Origin of the sequence: Paraburkholderia sp. RAU2J (genome assembly GCF_003634845.1) — a bacterium.
In the GTDB taxonomy this organism is placed as follows: domain Bacteria; phylum Pseudomonadota; class Gammaproteobacteria; order Burkholderiales; family Burkholderiaceae; genus Paraburkholderia; species Paraburkholderia fynbosensis.
In genome coordinates, this window is the sequence record NZ_RBXG01000001.1 from 2345936 (window position 1) to 2362907 (window position 16972).

Genomic DNA, 16972 nt, shown 5'->3' on the forward strand with positions numbered 1-16972 from the left:
CGATGCAAAATCCCAAAGCTGCTATGACCGCCGCGCCGACCCAGACGCCGCCGAAGCCGCCGCGCCTCGGCGAAGAGATCCTGAGTGTCAAGGACGTGTGCCGTGGTTTCAACAAGACGCAGGGCGAGCTGCTCGTGCTCGACGACGCGAACCTGTCGTTGCGCGAAGGCGAGATCGTCGGATTGCTGGGCCGTTCGGGCTCGGGCAAGTCGACGCTGCTGCGCATCATCGCCGGTCTGATCGAGCCGACCGACGGCGAAGTCACGTATATGGGCAAGCCACTCGACGGCCCGGCGAAGGGCGTCGCGATGGTGTTCCAGACCTTCGCGCTGTTCCCGTGGCTGACCGTGCTGCAGAACGTGGAAGCGGGTCTCGAAGCGCAAGGCGTCGGCGCCGCCGAGCGGCGCACGCGCGCGTTGGCCGCGATCGACCTGATCGGTCTGGACGGTTTCGAAAACGCGTATCCGCGCGAGTTGTCGGGCGGCATGCGGCAGCGCGTCGGCTTTGCACGTGCGCTGGTGGTCGACCCCACGCTGCTGCTGATGGACGAGCCGTTCTCCGCGCTCGACGTGCTGACCGCCGAAACGCTGCGCACCGACCTGCTCGATCTGTGGACGCAAGGCCGCATGCCGATCAAGGCGGTGCTGATCGTCACGCACAACATCGAGGAAGCGGTGTTCATGTGCGACCGGATTCTGGTGCTGTCGTCGAATCCGGGCCGCGTGATCGCCGAGATCAAGGTGCCGTTCAAGCATCCGCGCAACCGGCTGGACCCGGCGTTCCGGCGTCTGGTCGACGACATCTACGCGAAGATGACCGCGCGTCAGACCGACGAAAAGACCAAGAAGGGGCTGGAGCTGCATAGCTGGCTGCCGCATGTGTCGACTAACCTGATGGCCGGTCTGATCGAGACGCTGGCCGCCGCGCCGTATCACGGCCGCGCGGACATGCCGGAAATCGCGCGCTCGCTGCATCTGGAGGTGGACGACCTGTTCCCGGTGGCCGAAGTGCTGCAGCATCTGGGTTTTGCCGACGTGCGCGAAGGCGATATTTTCCTGACGCCGCCCGCGCGCGTGTTCTCCGAATTCGGCACGCAGGAACGCAAGATGATGTTCGCCGAGCATCTGCTGCGGCACGTGCCGCTCGCCGCGCGGATCAAGAAGGTGTTGAACGAGCGGCCGGGGCATCGCGCGCCGCGCGTGCGCTTCGAGCAGGAGCTGGAAGATTTTCTGTCGGACAGCGCGGCGGAAGAAACGCTCGACGCGGTGATCAACTGGGGCCGTTATGGCGAGATCTTCTCGTACAACGACCAGACCGAAATCTTCAGTCTGGAAGACGTGGAGTCTTGAGGCGTAGCGGGTCTGGTTGATTCAGACAGACAAGGCGGTTCATGCGAAAGCGGCAGGGGAGACCCCGCCGCTTTTTTATTGCAGATTGCCCCAGCGTTCGACCGCCGGTTCGGCCGAAGCCCACTTCCAGCCTTTGTCCTGCTGGCAAGCGCTCGCCGTGAACCAGGCTTGCGGCGCGTTCGGCCCGTCGCCGTCCTTCACCGAGAACACGAACTCCTTGCACAGCGCGAGCGCCGAACCGAACGCGCGCGTCACGCGCACCTCGCCGTGCCCGTTCTCGATGGGCAGCGTGTGCTTGACCGACCAGGGCCGCGTCTCGCCGACCGGCATCGCGCCTGCCAACGCGGCGATCAGGTCCTGTTGGTCCTTGTGCATGCTGCGCATGTAGCGACCGACGACTTCGTCTGTCGCGGCCTGCACGGCGATACCGACGCCGATCGCGACGGCCGGGTTCGAGGTCACAAGACCCGATGCAACGCCCGCCGCCGCACCGCTCGCGGCGCCGACGGACGAACAGCCGCTCGTCAGCAGGCTTGCGCCGACGCAGAGCGCGCCGGCCGCGATCAGCCGCAGACGGTTGCCGGACAATCGCGCGACACGTGCGCGAGCCGCCGCGCGCGAGACGCGAAGCGAGAGCGTCTTCATTGCAGCGCGCCCCAGCGTTCGGTGGCGGGTTCGGCCGACGCCCACTTCCAGTTCTCGCCGTCACGGCAGACCGACGCGACAAAGAACGCGCTGCTCGCGGGGACGTTTTTGGTCGCGGTCTCGTCGACGGAGAAGACGATTTCCTTGCAGTCGAGCGCGCCCGTGCTGATCGCGCGGCTGACGGTGACGCGTCCGTGCTGATCGTCTTCGATCGGGAAGGAGTGGGTCACGCCCCATGGCGCGACCGCGCCGACCTCGAGCGGCCCGGCCGCTCTGGCGATGCTGTCCTGCGTATTCCGATGGACTACGCGTTCCGAGTACTGCACGCCGGCGCGGGCCGCCGCCACTGCGCCGAGGCCGATGCCGGTGGCGACTGCCGCGTTGCTCGTGACTTTCGTCGCGACCGCCGCGCCCGTGATACCGGCGCCTGCCACGGCACCTTCGGAGTAAAGCGAGCTGCAGCCGCTCAATGCCGACGACGCAACGAGCGCGAATGCGACGAGCGCCGTTGCACGCTGACGTGCGCATCTGGCCGTTGTTTTTGCCCTGCCGGCCCACACCGTGTTCTTTTGCATTTCCCTGTCTCTGCTCGTGCAAGTGCCTTTCATTCACGCGAGAGCGAACGAGCGGCACGTCGTTCCAATACGCTGCCGCATTTTGCAGGATGCGTTTTGTAATTGGCAGTGGCAAAGTGCAAGAAATTGCAAAACATGATGCAGACCAAACCGGTTTCTGGTGAACGAAACCAGGAATTTGCCTGGTAATGCGAAGCAATGCACGAAGCAATGCGAAGCCGGCTGCTTCGCCCGATGCATCCACATTGTCGGGATCGCGTGAGTACCAGGCAAGGCAGCTGGTTCAGTTTTGCGCAGGGGCACGTCTTGCAAAACGCTTACTGTTCGGCTTCTTCTTCCGCGCCTTCGTCGCCGTATGCGCTCAGGCGGTTGTACAGCGTCTTCAAACTCACGCCGAGCGCTTTGGCCGCGCGCCGCTTGTCGCCGCCGCAATACTTGAGCGTACCGAGGATGATCTGCTTTTGCGCATCGGCGAGCGGCGTGCCGATCCACACGCTCATCGCGTCACCCTGCGTGACGGGTTTTTTAACCCGCGACGCGAGATGCGGATGCGGCAGCTCGACGGTCTTCTCCGCGAGAATGAACGCGCGGTACACCGCGTTCTTCAACTCCCGCACGTTGCCCGGCCACGACCAGGTGCGCAGCGTTTCGATCGACCGTTTGCTGAAGCTCTTGCTCGTGCCTTCCTGCTGATTCAATTGCACGAGGAAGTGTTGCGCGAGCAGTTCGCGGTCGCCGTCGCGCTCGCGCAGTGGCGGCGCGCGCAAAGGGAACACCGCGAGCCGGTACATCAGGTCTTCGCGCAAGCCGTTTTCCTTCACGGCCACCGCGGGGTCGCGATTGGTGGCGGCGATCACGCGCACGTTGCCGCTGATCAGGTCGGTGCCGCCGACCCGGTAGAAGGTGCCCGTTTCGAGCGCGCGCAGCAGTTTGACCTGGCGCACCGGCGCCATTTCTGTAATTTCGTCGAGGAACAGCGTGCCGCCGTTCGCGTGTTCGAAGTAGCCGACGCGGCCTTGGACCGCGCCGGTAAAGCTGCCTTTTTCGTGGCCGAACAGCTCGGCTTCGATGAGTTCGTCGGGAATCGCGCCGCAGTTCACGGCGACGAACGCGGCGTCCTTGCGGCTGCTTTGATCGTGAATCGTGCGGGCGATCAGTTCCTTGCCGGTGCCGGATTCACCGATGATCAGCGCGGTCGCGTCGGTGCTGGCGACGCGCTCGATCTGCTCGTACAGATCCAGCATGATCGGCGACGAGCCGTACAGCAGCCCGTACGATTTCAGTCCCGCGACGCCGTCCGCGACGCGCTGCTTCGCCTGTGCCGAAGCATTGCCGCCGGCGGAGACGGTGGGCGAGTCCAGATCGATTGACGCCATAGACGGTCCTGTGCAAATGAGTGTGTTGTTACGGCGCGCAGGCCTTGGACGCGAGACAGACTGGTCCAGCCGATATCTCGCAGAAGTCGATTTAACCACTTCGACACGGTTTCCGGCAATCTAACTGACACAGTGCGACGGACATTCGCGCGATCGGTCGAATGTGCGTGACGCAACGAGCAGGGCGTCCTGGAGGGCCCCATTTACCGGGCACACCGTTTGCGTCAATGGCCCGACACGCGTGTGCTTTTCCGCGGCGAACATCGACGGAGGGTGCGAAGCCCCTTGATGCCCCGGTGCGCACACGAACGCCGAATCTAGACGAGGAGTGAATGATGACTGACACCACGCAACAACTTGCACTCGGCGGCCAGAAGATTGTCGAGGATCTGCGGGTGCTGCTGAAGGACTCGGAGGAAATGCTGCGGCTCGCCGCCAACGTCCCGGGCGAGGGCGTGGACGCGCTGCGCGACAGGCTGGGCACGCATGTAGAGACGTTGCAGTCCGCGCTGGGCGATGCGCAGCACAACGCGCAGCGGCGTTACCGGGTAGCCACCGTCAGCGCGGAGCGCTACGTGCGGCACAACCCATGGCGCGCGATCGGTATCGCGGCGGGTGTAGGCTTTCTGCTGGGCGTCCTGACCGCGCGCTGAGTGGCGAGCGCGGTCCGGCTCTTATCCGCTTCACGACCACAAGGAGTTCACGATGGCACGACCAATTGGCATCTTCGGTGCATTGATGGCGCTGGGCGGCTTTCTGGCAGTCCGTTATGTACAGAGCAAGCGCACGGCCAAGTTCCCGTCCGCGCGGGAATTGAGCCGCTGGGAAGACGAGGGCGGCGCTGTCGCCACGCCCGCATCCCCCACAGCCGACCTGACAACGGCAAGTGCGAGCCCGGGCGCGCACGCAGCGAACGGCTCGGCGCATACGAATGGCGATGGCCGGGCGTGGCCGTTTCCGCGCAGTTAAGGCGGTGGCTGCCCCGTATCGCCGCCATCTCACATCGACGCGCGGCGCGCCCGGCCAAAAGGTTAATTTGTTTGGATAAAGCCGTATAATGGGCAAATACACAACAATGCTGCGGTGATAATCGGGAATTCCCTGGTTATTGTTGCAATATTGTATGAAGTCACCGGCGGGTGCGCGCGCGGAAAGTCAGTGCGTTCGTCATATCCAGCGCGCGCCGCGGTACGGCGCGCCACCGCCGGCCCGCTTTTCAGCATGCGCATTGGCATGCTTCCCTACCCACGCTTGCAGGTTTTCGAGACGCGATGCCACATGTACTGATTGTCGACGACGATGCCGGTACCCGCGAGGCGCTTTCCGCCATCATCGGGGAAGACGGTCTGACCACCGCCACCGCGGGCGATTTGCGCGAAGCGCGCATTCAACTGGTCCGGCAGATGCCGGACGTCGTTTTTACGGACCTGAAGCTGCCCGATGGCAGCGGGGTCGATCTGTTCGAAGATCTGGATCCGCGCTCCGGCGTGGAGGTGATCGTCATTACCGGCCACGCCACGGTGGAGTCGGCGGTCAACGCGCTGAAGATGGGCGCCACCGACTACCTGGTCAAGCCGATCAACATGCAGCGCGTGAAGGCGATCCTGTCGCGTTTGCCGCGCGCCGGCGACCTGAAGGCGGAAATCGGCACGTTGCGTGGCGAGCTGCGCCGCATGGGACGCTTCGGGCTGATGCTGGGCAACTCGCCGGCGATGCAGGAGGTCTACGACCAGATCGGCCGCGTCGCGCCGACCGCGGCCTCCGTGATGCTGGTGGGCGAGTCGGGCACCGGTAAGGAAGTCGCCGCGCAGACGCTGCATGAACTGAGCTTGCGCCGCAAGCACGCGTTCCTCGCCGTCAACTGCGGCGCGATCTCGCCGAATCTGATCGAATCGGAAATGTTCGGTCACGAGCGCGGTTCGTTCACCGGCGCGGACCGGCAGCACAAGGGCTATTTCGAGCGCGCGAACGGCGGCACGCTGTTCCTCGACGAGATCACCGAGATGCCGATCGAGCTGCAGGTGAAACTGCTGCGCGTGCTGGAAACCGGCATGTTCATGCGGGTCGGCACGACCAAGGAAATCGAAACCGATGTGCGCCTGATCGCGGCCACCAACCGTGACCCCGAGCAGGCAGTGCTGGAAGGCAAGCTGCGCCTCGACCTCTACCATCGGTTGAACGTGTTTCCGATCAGCCTGCCGCCGCTGCGCGACCGCGGCAAGGACGTCGAACTGCTCGCGCAGGCTTTCCTCGACGAACTCAACGAGCGCCACAGCACGAAGAAGCACTTCCCCGCCGCCGTGAAGGAAATGCTGATGTCGTATCCGTGGCCCGGCAACGTGCGCGAGCTGAAGAACTACGTGCAGCGCGCGCACATCATGTCGGGCGCGGATTCGGACAGCACGGCGACGGTGCCGTTGCAGATCACGTTGTCGAAGCCCGCTGCCGGCACGGCCATTACGATTCCGTTCGGCACGTCGCTCGCCGAGGCGGACCGTCAGCTGATTCTGGCCACGCTCGAACAATGCGGCGGGGTGAAGACGCGCGCCGCGGAGATTCTCGGCATCAGTCTTAAGACGCTGTACAACCGGCTGGTCGAGTACGGCAACGACGCGCGTGAAGAAGGCGATGCCGCCGACGAATCGCGCGCTCTGGGCGGCGCGGACGCTTGACGGGCGGGGCCAGGCCCCGCCCGCACCCCACATCGCCCAGCCCGTCGGGAGGGCGTCGTAACGGCACAGGCCTTGCTGCGATCCGAAGGAACGCAAAACGAGGATAACCGACATGCCGGACTACGCCGCCGCTCCCGCGCTTCCCCCTTCGAAGCACGCTCACCGTCCCGAGCCGATCGAACCGCCATCGCCGCCGCCGAACCCGGCCGAGCCCGACACCATCCCCAGCCCGGCTCCGGAGCCGATCGAACCGATCGAGCCCGTCGCTCCGCCGATCGGTGATCCGCCACCGCAGCCCACGCAGACGCCGCAAGCTGTCGGCCCCCTGACGCAGCGGATGCAACTCTGACACGTCCGCTACACCGGGTACCCGTCCGGCGCATCAAATTTGTGTATTTGTTACAAACCGGGCGCATCTTTTACCGGTAATTTACCTTTGCGCCCCCTAAACTGTATGGATGCCGCTGAATAGCGGCGCGCTTCTCCGGAGGCAACGATCATGAGACATCCCGCATTGCGACGCTCAGCGCGCCATTCGAAGCGCGACGCCCGGCCAGGCGCCAGCCAGACCGAGCCCGCGGTGTCGCCGGACCCGGCCGCGCAGAACCGCGTGGCGCCCGATGCGCCGCCCGACGGCGAGCACAACCAGGGCGGCGCACGCAAAGAAGGGCTGGATTATCAGCGCGATCTGGGCTCGGAACAGGATGCGTGAGCTCGTTCGAACTCCATTCGAACGATTTTGACGGTCGGAGCGTCTGTTCCGGTTTCGTCGGTTAATACAGCAAAAAATTCCTTTGTAATGCGAATTGCTCGCGGGTTTCTACTTGCCCGTCACATTTGCATACATTTTTATTTCCGCATCTTTCAAAATCGGCACGCGACTTGCGTGCACCTTTCGGCACATGTCCGCATGCAACGAAACAACTGACTAGGTGGAGAACCAATGAGCAGACTGATCGTGGTATCGAATCGTGTCGCACCGATCCAGGAAGGACGCCCCGCAGCAGGCGGGCTGGCGATCGGCGTGCTGGACGCGTTGAAGGAAACCGGCGGGGTCTGGTTCGGCTGGAGCGGCGAAACGGTGAGCGAGCCGTCCGCTCCGGTCATCGAAAAACAGGGCAACGTGACCTACGCGACCGTGGGCCTCACCAAGCGCGACTATGACCAGTACTACCGCGGTTTTTCCAACGCGACGCTGTGGCCGACCTTCCACTATCGCAACGATCTCTCGCGCTACGACCGCCAGGAATACGCGGGCTATCAGCGCGTCAATGCGACGCTCGCGAAGCAGCTCAAGGAGTTGCTCAAGCCCGACGACATCATCTGGGTCCACGACTATCACTTGCTGCCGTTCGCGCGCTGCCTGCGTGAACTCGGTGTGAAGAATCCGATCGGCTTTTTCCTGCATATTCCGTTTCCGGTGTCGGAAGTGCTGCGCACGATTCCGCCGCACGAAGAACTGGTCAAGGCGATGTGCAGCTACGACGTGATCGGTTTTCAGACCGAGGCGGATCGCCAGTCGTTCGTCGACTATATCGAGCGCGGGCAGCACGGCACCTCCAGCGAAGACGGCATGGTGCACGCGTATAACCGCTTCCTCAAGGTCGGCGCGTATCCGATCGGCATCTATCCGGACGCCATTGCGAAAGCCGCCGAGCAGTTCACCGACCGCAAGCCGGTACGCAGCCTGCGCGACGGCATGCGCGGGCGCAAGCTGATCATGAGCGTCGACCGCCTCGATTATTCGAAGGGGCTGGTGGAGCGCTTCCAGGCGTTCGAGCGACTGCTGCTGAATGCGCCGGGCTGGCACGGCCGGGTCTCGCTCGTGCAGATCGCCCCGCCGACGCGCGCGGACGTGCAGACCTATCAGCGCATCCGTCAGACGCTGGAGGGCGAAGCGGGCCGCATCAACGGACGTTTCGCGCAGCTCGACTGGACGCCGATCCAGTATCTGAATCGCAAGTACGAGCGCAATCTGCTGATGGCGCTGTTCCGTCAGTCGCAGGTCGGCTATGTGACGCCGTTGCGCGACGGCATGAATCTCGTCGCCAAAGAGTATGTCGCCTCACAGGACCCGGCCGATCCGGGCGTGCTGGTGCTGTCGCAATTCGCCGGCGCCGCCGAGCAGTTGCCGGGCGCGCTGGTCGTCAATCCGTTCGATCTGTCGCAGATGGCCGAAGCGCTGGAACGCGCACTGTCGATGCCGCTCGCCGAGCGCCAGGCGCGTCACGCCGACATGATGGCGCCGATGCGCGAGAACAATCTATCGGTATGGCGCGACACCTTCCTCGCGGATCTGCGCAACGTCGCGACCGCCTCTTCGGTGACGGCCAAAGCGGTAAAGCTCGCTGACGTGACGGCGTCTTCGTCGTAGCCGGATCGGCGCCTCTTTCGGTCTTGAGGGAGGCACCCAGGCTGTCACGTCCAGGCGGGATTAACATCAAGATCGGAGAACGAACGAAATAGAAGAGCGCGGATCATGTGATCCGCGCTCTTTCTGTTTGTGCGTGCGATGCGTGAGGGAAACGCTGTGTCAAACGGCTGGCGTGCTGCGCGGTTGCATGACGCGCACCGTGCTAACCACCGAAGCGACCGCCGCGAAGCCCGCCGCCACATACAGCGCCACGATCGGCCCGGTTTGCGGCGCAATGCCGAAGATCAGCGCGACCAGTGCCGCACCGAGCGTCTGCCCGGTCAGGCGCGCGGTGCCGAGCATGCCGCTCGCGCCGCCGCTGCGCTCACGCGGCGCGGCCGAGAGGATGGTGCGGTTGTTTGGCGACTGGAAGATGCCGAAGCCAGCGCCGCACAACGCCATGCGCCACGAGATCTGCCATGCGTCCGGATGCGGGCCGAGCGTGGCGAGCAGCAGCAGTCCGAGCGTCAGCGCGGCGAGGCCGATGCCGCCCAGCCAGCCCGCCGACACCTTGTCCGACAGCACGCCGGAAAGCGGCGCCGCGAGAATGATGATCGCGGGCCACGGCGTCATCAGCAGACCGGTTTCGACTTGCGATAACCCCAAGGTTTCCTGCAGCAGAAACGGCAGCGACACGAAGGCCAGCATCTGCGCGCAGAACGAGCAGACCGAGGTGCCGATCGACAGCGCGAACACCGGAATCTTCAGCAGATCGATCGGCAGCAGCGGCGCCGACTGAGTCAACTGACGGCGCACGAAGAAGTAGCCGATCACGAGCGCGCCGATTGCTTCGACCGTGACATAGCCGTACCGCTCGCCGTGGCCGAGTCCGTCGACCGCGAAAATCAGCAGGCCGAACACGAATGCGTTCATCACGGCGCTCAGGTAGTCGTACGGCGAGTCGTGGCCCGGGTTCATCGGCAGCGCCTTGAAGCCGCCGACGATCGCCGCGATCCCGATCGGCACGTTGATCGCGAACAGCCACGGCCACGACGCGACCGCGAGCACGCCGGAGGCCACCGTCGGCCCGACCGCCGACGACACCGCGACCACCATCGCGTTGATCGCGACGCCACGGCCGAGCTGCGCGGGCGGATAGATCATGCGTACCAGCGCGGTGTTCACGCTCATGATGCCCGCCGCGCCGAAGCCTTGGATCACGCGGGCGAACGCGAGGGTCGGCAGCGAGGTGGACAGCGCGCAGCCGAACGAGGACACCGTGAACAGAACGAGGCCGCTCAGATAGACGCGCCGGTAGCCGATGCGGTCGCCGAGCGAGGCGAGCGGCAGCAGCGAAATGGTGATCGCCAGCTGATAGGCGTTGACGACCCAGATCGAGCCGGCCGCGCTCGCGTGCAGGTTGCGCGCGATCGTCGGCAGCGCGACGTTGGCGATCGCGCTGTCGAGCACCGCGAGCGTGAGCCCGAGCGCGATGACCAGCATCGCCCAGTAGCGTTGTGGCAGCGGCAGGCCGAGTTCGGCACCGGTCTCGGGCGACGCGGCGGGGGCGTCGGCTGCAGCGCCCGGCGAGGAGGTGCCGTTGCGCGAGGATTGTGCGTGCATCGATTGTTCGATTTGTAGTGGGATGGCCCGGCGGTCCGCCGACGAACCGCGCGCGCGGCTCGCCGTGCGCGGTAAGACGCGCTGCCGGCGCCGCGAACGCGAGCCGGTTGCGCGTCCCGTGCGTTACTTGAGTTCGTACAGGCCCGTGTGGGTGGTGGAGTCGAGTTCGTTCAGATGGGTCATGAAGCGCGCCACGGCGTTGGTGGTGTCCGCGTTGATCGGCAGATGCGGCACCTTCAATGCATGCAGACGGAAGATGTAGCGATGCGCCCGGTCGCCGCGCGGCGGCGCGGCGCCGCCGAAGCCGACCGTGCCGTAGTCGTTGCGCACCTGCAGCGCGCCTTGCGGCAGCAGCGAGCCATCCGCTTTGCCGGCGTTGCGCGGCAGCGAGCGGGCGTCGCCCGGAATGTTCACCACGACCCAGTGCCAGAAGCCGCTGCCGGTCGGGGCGTCGGGGTCGTGCACGGTGAGCGCGAAGCTTTGTGTGTCCGGCGGCGGCGCCTCCCACTGCAGCGCGGGCGAGATGTTCTCACCGTCCACGCCGAACGCCTTATCGTGATATTCGTGCGATTTCGGCATGAAGCCGTTGGTGGGAAAGTCGTCGGACCAGAGACGGAAATCAGCCATGATGTGCCTCCCTTGTTGATTGGTTCTGGGATAGTCGGAGCGTGCGATTGCGTGCTGCACGAGGTGCGGCGGACCGTCCGCAACGGCGCACAAAAAGGCTCCGAGGTAGCCTGTCGAGTGTATCACCAGCGGCTGCGAGATTCGCCCTGGCCGGGCAGGTGACAGCCCGGCGACAGGCGGCTTTCAGCCGCGTTCCTCGAAGCTCGGCGAGTCGCTCTTCAACCAGTCGACGAGCCGTTGCAACACGCCCGCAATGTCGCGATTGGCGCCACGCAACGCGCATTCCCACACCACCGCCACACGCCAGCCGTCGTTGAGCAACGCGTGGCGTACCTTGTCGTCATTGCTGCGATTGCGGCCGATCTTCTCGTGCCAGAACTCCGGCCGCGTTTGCGGCCATTTGAACAGACGGCAGTCGTGGCCGTGCCAGAAACAGCCGTGCACCAGCACGACTGCGCGATAGCGCGGCAACACGATGTCGGGGCGGCCCGGCAGATCACGCGCATCGAGACGAAAGCGAAACCCCTGGCGATGCAGCAGGCTGCGGATCAGGATTTCCGGTTTGGTATTGCGGCCGCGAATGCCGGACATCATCCGGCTGCGCGTCGCGCTGTCGACGATATCGACCATCGCGTCAGTGCCCGGACCTGGATGCGACATCGCCGCGACGCCGGCGGGCCGTCACGGCGACGCGCGGTTCACGCGTACAGCGAAAGGGCTTGCTTCGAGCCATGCGAGTTGTCCTCGGCGAGCAGGGTTTGCACGTGCGGCAGCATGATGCGCGCCACTTCGCGCATCACCGGCATGACGACGCTGTTGCCGAATTGCCGGTAGGCCTGGGTGTCGCTGACCGGAATCCTGAAGGTGTCGGGAAAGCCCATCAGGCGCGCGCATTCGCGTGGTGTCAGGCGGCGCGGGCGTAGCGCTTCGCCTTGGTACACGAGGATCTCGGAGCCGTCCTTGTGATAGCGCGCCGACAGCGTGCGCGTCACGCTGTCCGGATAGGCCATGCCGAAGCCGAAGCCGTTGCCCGCCGCGCGGTGTTTGGCCGCGTAGTTCTGCAGATACGTCCACAGGTTCGGTGTGAGCGTGTACTTCGGCTGCACGCGTTGCGCGGTGTGGTCGAAGAAGCGGTCGTGATCCCACGGCAGCACCGGTTCGCTGCCATCCGTGCGATGCAGGATCGAGCCGAGCCGCGGGCCCTGTTCCGGCAGATGCAGGTCGTCCCAGGAAAACGCGGTCTTGCCGCGAAAGCCGACGATGATGATCCGCTCCCGATGCTGCGGCGTGAAATGCTGGCCGTCGATCACGCGGTGGTGCACTTCGTAGCCGAGTTCGTCGCGCAAGGTTTGCAGGATCACGTCGAAGGTGCGGCCCTTGTCGTGCGACAGCAGGTTCTTCACGTTCTCCAGCAGGAACGCGGCGGGGCGCTTCGCCGCGATGATCCGCGCGACGTCGAAAAAGAGCGTGCCTTGCGTCGTGCATTCGAAACCGTGCGGCCGGCCCAGCGCGTTCTTCTTGCTGACGCCGGCAATCGAAAACGGCTGGCAGGGGAAGCCGCCCAGCAGCACGTCGTGACCCGGCACCTCTTCGGCGGGGAAGGCGACGATGTCACCGATCAGCGCGTGGTCGCCGCCGCCGGGATAGTTCTCGCGGTACGTTCTCGTCGAAAAGTCGTTCCATTCGCTCGTGAACACGCAATCGCCGCCGTGCGCCTCGAAGCCCATGCGAATTCCGCCGATACCGGCAAACAGATCGATGAAACGGAATTGCGCGTCGCCGGCCGTGCCGCTGCTGGTTCGCGCGCCTTGCTGCAACAGATCACGCAGGGCCGGCTCGAGCATCGCCGGGCACGGTGTTTCGCCTTTTTCCCAGCGGCGCACCGTCTTGATGTCCTTGCCGACGTGCGCGGCGATTTCTCGTTGAGTGAAGCGGGCGCGCGCCTGCCGGAGCAGGTTGAGCGGTGCGGCGAGGGTCACAGGCGTCCTTGCTGGGAATTTTTGCGGACATTATGACCTAAGGTCGTCCCATTTTCGCTATTTTCGGGATTCCGGGGCGGAATTTTCGCGGATGCGGAGAGCGTCGGCGGCTAAAGCGCGGTGCCGCCGTCATACGGGCCGGCTGGGAGCCGGACGCGGAGTCCAGTATTGCGGTGTGTGTCGACGCTGCGACCCGGATCGCGCGCTCGCGGGTTTTGATCGCGCGGGGGCAGTCGGCGGGGCCGCGTGTCAGGCGCAGGCGTGCCGGTTCGACTGGATGTTAGTGATGACCGCTGGCGCTGTCGGGATAGGGCGGCGCGTATAGCGCGGCGGTGGCGGGAGCGAGCGTATCCCATGCTGGTTGAGCTTCGAACTGGTCGAGTTGCAGCAGGAGGCTGTCGACCGTGCACAGTTGCGCGTGGGAAAGATGGCCGGTGTCGAGCAACGCGTGCAGACGCTTGCGCCAATAGGTGGGGGGCAGGATCGGACCGGCCAGGTCGCCGTGTAAAGACGTCCGCATTACGCGCGCAATGTGCGCAATGTCTCCATCGATCAGCGTGGACTGGGATGATCCTGAAAGCGTATTGGGTGTGTGATCCATAGCTCCTCCATGGCCCCTTTACGGCATGCCGCGGCGGAACTTTAGGCATTTCTTCAAATATTTTTTGCGGCCATGCTGGCAGACCCATCGGTCCGGCGCGCAGCGTGGGCACACCCGTTGCTCAATATCGGTACTGGCGTAATGTCGCGCCGGCATTCCAGACAGTGGAGCCGAACATGAACAAGGACCAGGTAAAGGGTGTGGGAGAACAGGTCAAGGGCAAGGTCAACGAAGCCGTCGGCAAGGTCACGAACAATCCGGCCAAGGAAGTGAAGGGCGACTTGCAACAAGGTGCGGGCAAGGTGCAGAAAGCCTACGGCGATGCGAAGGAAGACAGGAAGGACAATGCGAAGCGCAACATGCCGTAATGCGGCTTGCGGTTGTTTCTGAATGACCGCCGGCATCATTGCGGCGGGGAAGAGGCGCTTCGGCGCCTCTTCGCGTTTGCTTTCGCGTGGCTGCGTTCTCGCGCCTGGAGGAGGGCGGCCTGTCAATTCCGCTTGCCCGGATGTTCGAACGCAACTGCCTGGGAGTAACCCGCAATCGGTGGCGCGGAGCATTCCGCGCGCGGGGTGGCGCCTTTAGACTTGGCGCATCCCACATGGAGGCAGCGCCAATGACACCCGAAAAAGTACTTTCGATGTTCGAACGGCAGTACCTGGAGGGCAAAGCGCCCGTTGACCTCGAATCCACCTGCGCGAGTTTCGCCACGTGGTTGTCGACGGCGTGGGCGTTGCTTGACGACGAGCAGAAGACGCTGCTGCTGACGGTTGGCGCGGCGTTGTGGCGTGAGGGATTCAACCTTCGCGCGGGCACGGCGACCAAGGATTTGTGGTGAAGGGGCGGCGGCGTGCGAAGCTGGCTTCTTGCGCTCGGGCCTGTTCGTGAGTCGCGGCGGCGATTCCGGCCGGCAGGTCCGCGTGGTGAGTTTGGGAAAAGCGTAGCGCGTTCCGATTCACGCTTCGGCCCACCGAGGCGCTCCCGCACGCGTTGCGTCGCGTCGGTTTATATTTGGCGGTCCCGCGATCGCGGCACGCGCGTGAGCGTCATCGAAGCCGGCCGTTTATTGATGCCGCTTGCCGCACGCCCGATCGGGCTCCCAATCGCACGACTTTCGTACAAGGTTGACACCGTCACATGACCGATTTATCCGCTTTCCCGATCACGAAGAAATGGCCCGCCGAGCACCCGGACCGGATTCAGCTCTATTCGCTGCCCACGCCGAACGGCGTGAAAATTTCGATCATGCTCGAAGAGACCGGCTTGCCGTATGAACCGCATCTGGTGCGTTTCGATACGGACGATCAGATGACGCCGGAGTTTCTGTCGCTCAATCCGAACAACAAGATTCCCGCGATCCTCGATCCCAAGGGACCCGACGGCAAGCCGCTGCCGCTGTTCGAATCCGGCGCGATTCTGATTTATCTCGCGGACAAGAGCGGCCAGCTGATCCCGCAAGACGCCGCCGGCCGTTATGAAGCGATGCAGTGGGTGATGTTCCAGATGGGCGGCATCGGACCGATGTTCGGGCAGCTCGGCTTCTTCCACAAGTTCGCTGGCAAGGAGTACGAGGACAAGCGCCCGCGCGACCGGTACGTCGGCGAGTCGAGGCGCTTGCTCGGCGTGTTGAACCACCGGCTCGAAGGACGCGACTGGATTCTGGGCGACCAGTACTCGATCGCGGATATCGCCACTTTTCCGTGGGTGCGCAACCTGGCCGGTTTTTACGAAGCGGGCGAACTCGTGGGCATTCAGGATTTTCCGAATGTGACGCGTGTGTTGGCGGCGTTCGTTGCGCGGCCGGCGGTGGCGAAGGGATTGAACATTCCGAAGCGGCCGTCGTAGTGAGGTGATGCGGCGGGTGGCGCTCGAGCGGGCCGCCATCGGCTCGCTCTCGATCGGCGGGGCGCCTTCTTGCGCGAGTGTGGAACGCGCCAGGCTGAATCATCCGAACCGCTCGTCGACACGTGCTGCGATTGTCTGGGCTACGATGACGCCCTTACTCAATACGTCGAGCGCAAGGGAATGGCAAGTATCAGGAAGTATCGATCGATCCAGGCTTTGCGCGCGCTCGCCGCGCTCGGCGTTGTCGCTTTTCATACCAACGGCATCGTGGTTTCGCACGGCTGGCCGGCGCATGTCTTCCCACATGTGTCGCGCTATGGCGAAATCGGCGTCGACGTCTTTTTCGTGATCTCCGGATTCGTGATGGCGCTCGTGACCCACGGCGTGCCGTCCGGCCTGGCGTCGGCGAGGTCGTTCATGTTTGCGCGCATCGCGCGGGTCGTTCCGCTTTATTGGATTCTCACGGCGTTTTTCATTACGCTCGTCGCCATTGTGCCGGGGGCTTCCGATGCATTCGATCACGCGCATGTCACGGCGTGGCACGCGTTCTCCTCGTTTGTATTTCTGCCGTCGATGAGCTGGACGGGCATCGCCGCGCCCGTGCTCGGCGTCGGCTGGACCTTGAACTACGAGATGTGGTTTTACGTCGTGTTCGCCGTGGCGATGTGTGCGACGCGTCACCGCCTGCTCGCTGTCGGCGCATTGCTGATGCTCACGTCGGCGTTGCATCTGCTGCCTCGCGAAGGTGTCGCGTTTGCGTTCTACACGAACCCGCTGGTGCTGGAATTTGTGTTCGGCTGTTGCGTCGGCACGCTGTACGCGTCGGGGCGCACGGTGCCGGCGGCCGCAGCCGTTGTCCTGCTGTTTGCGACAGCCGCCGCTGGCGCCGCATTCGCGCCGACCCTCACGGATGCGAACCGCTTTCTGGTTTTCGGTTTGCCGGCGCTGGCCGTGGTGGTGGCCGGGCTTGCGTTCGAGAACAAGCTGCGCTGGAGCGCGTGGCTTGAACGGATCGGCGATTCGTCTTATTCGCTGTACCTGACGCATCTTTTCTCGATACCGGTCCTCGTCAGGCTTTTGCAGGCGCTCGATGCGCAGCATCGCGTACCGGGTGATCTGATGTGTGGGGTAGTTGTGGTGGTGTCGGTCGTGATTGGTCTCGCTTCGTATCGATGGATCGAGCGGCCTGCGAGTCGCGCTGTCGCGAGATGGATGGCCATGCCGCAGGCCGGGCGTGGGGTGGTGGGAGTGAAGCGGTGAGGTGCGAGGCCTCGCCGAGCGACGAAGCGGCTGATGGGCTGGCTCTCTGACGGAATTCACTCATCAT

The 16972-nt window shown here is 64.3% G+C and carries 19 protein-coding genes; 11 read left to right on the forward strand and 8 right to left on the reverse strand.

Translation table 11 applies throughout. The features are described 5' to 3' along the window. The first annotated feature begins 2 nt into the window (after positions 1-2). Positions 3-1349, forward strand: a complete 1347-nt coding sequence (locus tag B0G69_RS10745) for a nitrate/sulfonate/bicarbonate ABC transporter ATP-binding protein (RefSeq protein ID WP_121316860.1) — start codon at positions 3-5, stop codon at positions 1347-1349. Between the two features lie 75 nt (positions 1350-1424). Here the strand turns inward: B0G69_RS10745 and B0G69_RS10750 are convergent, their stop codons facing one another. From B0G69_RS10750 to B0G69_RS10760, 3 genes are all read right to left on the reverse strand, one after another. Then, complete coding sequence (locus B0G69_RS10750) at positions 1425-1994, reverse strand: hypothetical protein (RefSeq protein WP_241991300.1); 570 nt, start codon at positions 1992-1994, stop codon at positions 1425-1427. Next, positions 1991-2569 carry a hypothetical protein gene (locus B0G69_RS10755; RefSeq protein ID WP_121316861.1) on the reverse strand — a complete coding sequence of 193 codons (579 nt, stop codon included), beginning with the start codon at positions 2567-2569 and terminating at the stop codon, positions 1991-1993. Before B0G69_RS10755 ends, B0G69_RS10750 begins: the two co-directional genes overlap by 4 nt. A gap of 317 nt (positions 2570-2886) precedes the next feature. After that, positions 2887-3945, reverse strand: coding sequence for a sigma-54 dependent transcriptional regulator (locus tag B0G69_RS10760; RefSeq protein WP_121316862.1), 1059 nt, complete (start codon positions 3943-3945; stop codon positions 2887-2889). Between the two features lie 335 nt (positions 3946-4280). On the opposite strand from B0G69_RS10760, the gene B0G69_RS10765 reads away from it, so the two are divergent. The 6 genes from B0G69_RS10765 (at position 4281) to otsA (ending at position 8991) form a co-directional block, all read left to right on the forward strand. Beyond that, positions 4281-4598 carry a DUF883 family protein gene (locus tag B0G69_RS10765; protein WP_121316863.1) on the forward strand — a complete coding sequence of 106 codons (318 nt, stop codon included), beginning with the start codon at positions 4281-4283 and terminating at the stop codon, positions 4596-4598. A gap of 52 nt (positions 4599-4650) precedes the next feature. Continuing rightward, complete coding sequence (locus B0G69_RS10770; protein ID WP_121316864.1) at positions 4651-4914, forward strand: hypothetical protein; 264 nt, start codon at positions 4651-4653, stop codon at positions 4912-4914. 302 nt (positions 4915-5216) lie between these two features. After that, positions 5217-6617, forward strand: coding sequence for a sigma-54 dependent transcriptional regulator (locus tag B0G69_RS10775; protein WP_121316865.1), 1401 nt, complete (start codon positions 5217-5219; stop codon positions 6615-6617). Positions 6618-6729: 112 nt separating this feature from the next. Continuing rightward, a complete protein-coding gene (locus tag B0G69_RS10780; protein WP_121316866.1) occupies positions 6730-6966 on the forward strand; it encodes a hypothetical protein in 237 nt (78 codons plus the stop codon). A 150-nt stretch (positions 6967-7116) separates the two neighbouring features. After that, positions 7117-7329, forward strand: a complete 213-nt coding sequence (locus B0G69_RS10785) for a hypothetical protein (protein ID WP_121316867.1) — start codon at positions 7117-7119, stop codon at positions 7327-7329. A gap of 231 nt (positions 7330-7560) precedes the next feature. Then, the gene (gene otsA, locus B0G69_RS10790; protein ID WP_121316868.1) at positions 7561-8991 is read left to right on the forward strand and encodes an alpha,alpha-trehalose-phosphate synthase (UDP-forming); all 1431 of its coding nucleotides are present in this window, start codon (positions 7561-7563) and stop codon (positions 8989-8991) included. 159 nt (positions 8992-9150) lie between these two features. Here the strand turns inward: otsA and B0G69_RS10795 are convergent, their stop codons facing one another. From B0G69_RS10795 to B0G69_RS10815, 5 genes are all read right to left on the reverse strand, one after another. Beyond that, positions 9151-10593 carry an MFS transporter gene (locus B0G69_RS10795; RefSeq protein WP_121316869.1) on the reverse strand — a complete coding sequence of 481 codons (1443 nt, stop codon included), beginning with the start codon at positions 10591-10593 and terminating at the stop codon, positions 9151-9153. Between the two features lie 123 nt (positions 10594-10716). Further along, complete coding sequence (locus B0G69_RS10800; RefSeq protein WP_121316870.1) at positions 10717-11220, reverse strand: YbhB/YbcL family Raf kinase inhibitor-like protein; 504 nt, start codon at positions 11218-11220, stop codon at positions 10717-10719. A 183-nt stretch (positions 11221-11403) separates the two neighbouring features. Beyond that, positions 11404-11850 (reverse strand): DNA mismatch endonuclease Vsr, encoded by a 447-nt coding sequence (gene vsr / locus B0G69_RS10805; RefSeq protein ID WP_121319298.1) that lies wholly within the window; start codon positions 11848-11850, stop codon positions 11404-11406. Between the two features lie 68 nt (positions 11851-11918). Beyond that, positions 11919-13199: a DNA (cytosine-5-)-methyltransferase gene (gene dcm / locus B0G69_RS10810; protein WP_121316871.1), complete on the reverse strand. Its 1281-nt coding sequence runs from the start codon at positions 13197-13199 to the stop codon at positions 11919-11921. Between the two features lie 280 nt (positions 13200-13479). After that, positions 13480-13800, reverse strand: coding sequence for a hypothetical protein (locus tag B0G69_RS10815; protein WP_121316872.1), 321 nt, complete (start codon positions 13798-13800; stop codon positions 13480-13482). 176 nt (positions 13801-13976) lie between these two features. Between B0G69_RS10815 and B0G69_RS10820 the strand changes: the two genes are divergently transcribed. The 4 genes from B0G69_RS10820 (at position 13977) to B0G69_RS10835 (ending at position 16905) form a co-directional block, all read left to right on the forward strand. Continuing rightward, entirely contained in the window at positions 13977-14168 is a 192-nt protein-coding gene (locus tag B0G69_RS10820; protein ID WP_121316873.1) for a CsbD family protein, read from the forward strand. Positions 14169-14416: 248 nt separating this feature from the next. Beyond that, positions 14417-14638, forward strand: coding sequence for a hypothetical protein (locus B0G69_RS10825; protein ID WP_121316874.1), 222 nt, complete (start codon positions 14417-14419; stop codon positions 14636-14638). 299 nt (positions 14639-14937) lie between these two features. Further along, entirely contained in the window at positions 14938-15645 is a 708-nt protein-coding gene (locus B0G69_RS10830) for a glutathione binding-like protein (protein WP_121316875.1), read from the forward strand. A 180-nt stretch (positions 15646-15825) separates the two neighbouring features. Then, on the forward strand, positions 15826-16905 hold the full coding sequence (locus tag B0G69_RS10835; protein ID WP_121316876.1) for an acyltransferase: 1080 nt from the start codon (positions 15826-15828) through the stop codon (positions 16903-16905). Positions 16906-16972 lie beyond the last annotated feature (67 nt).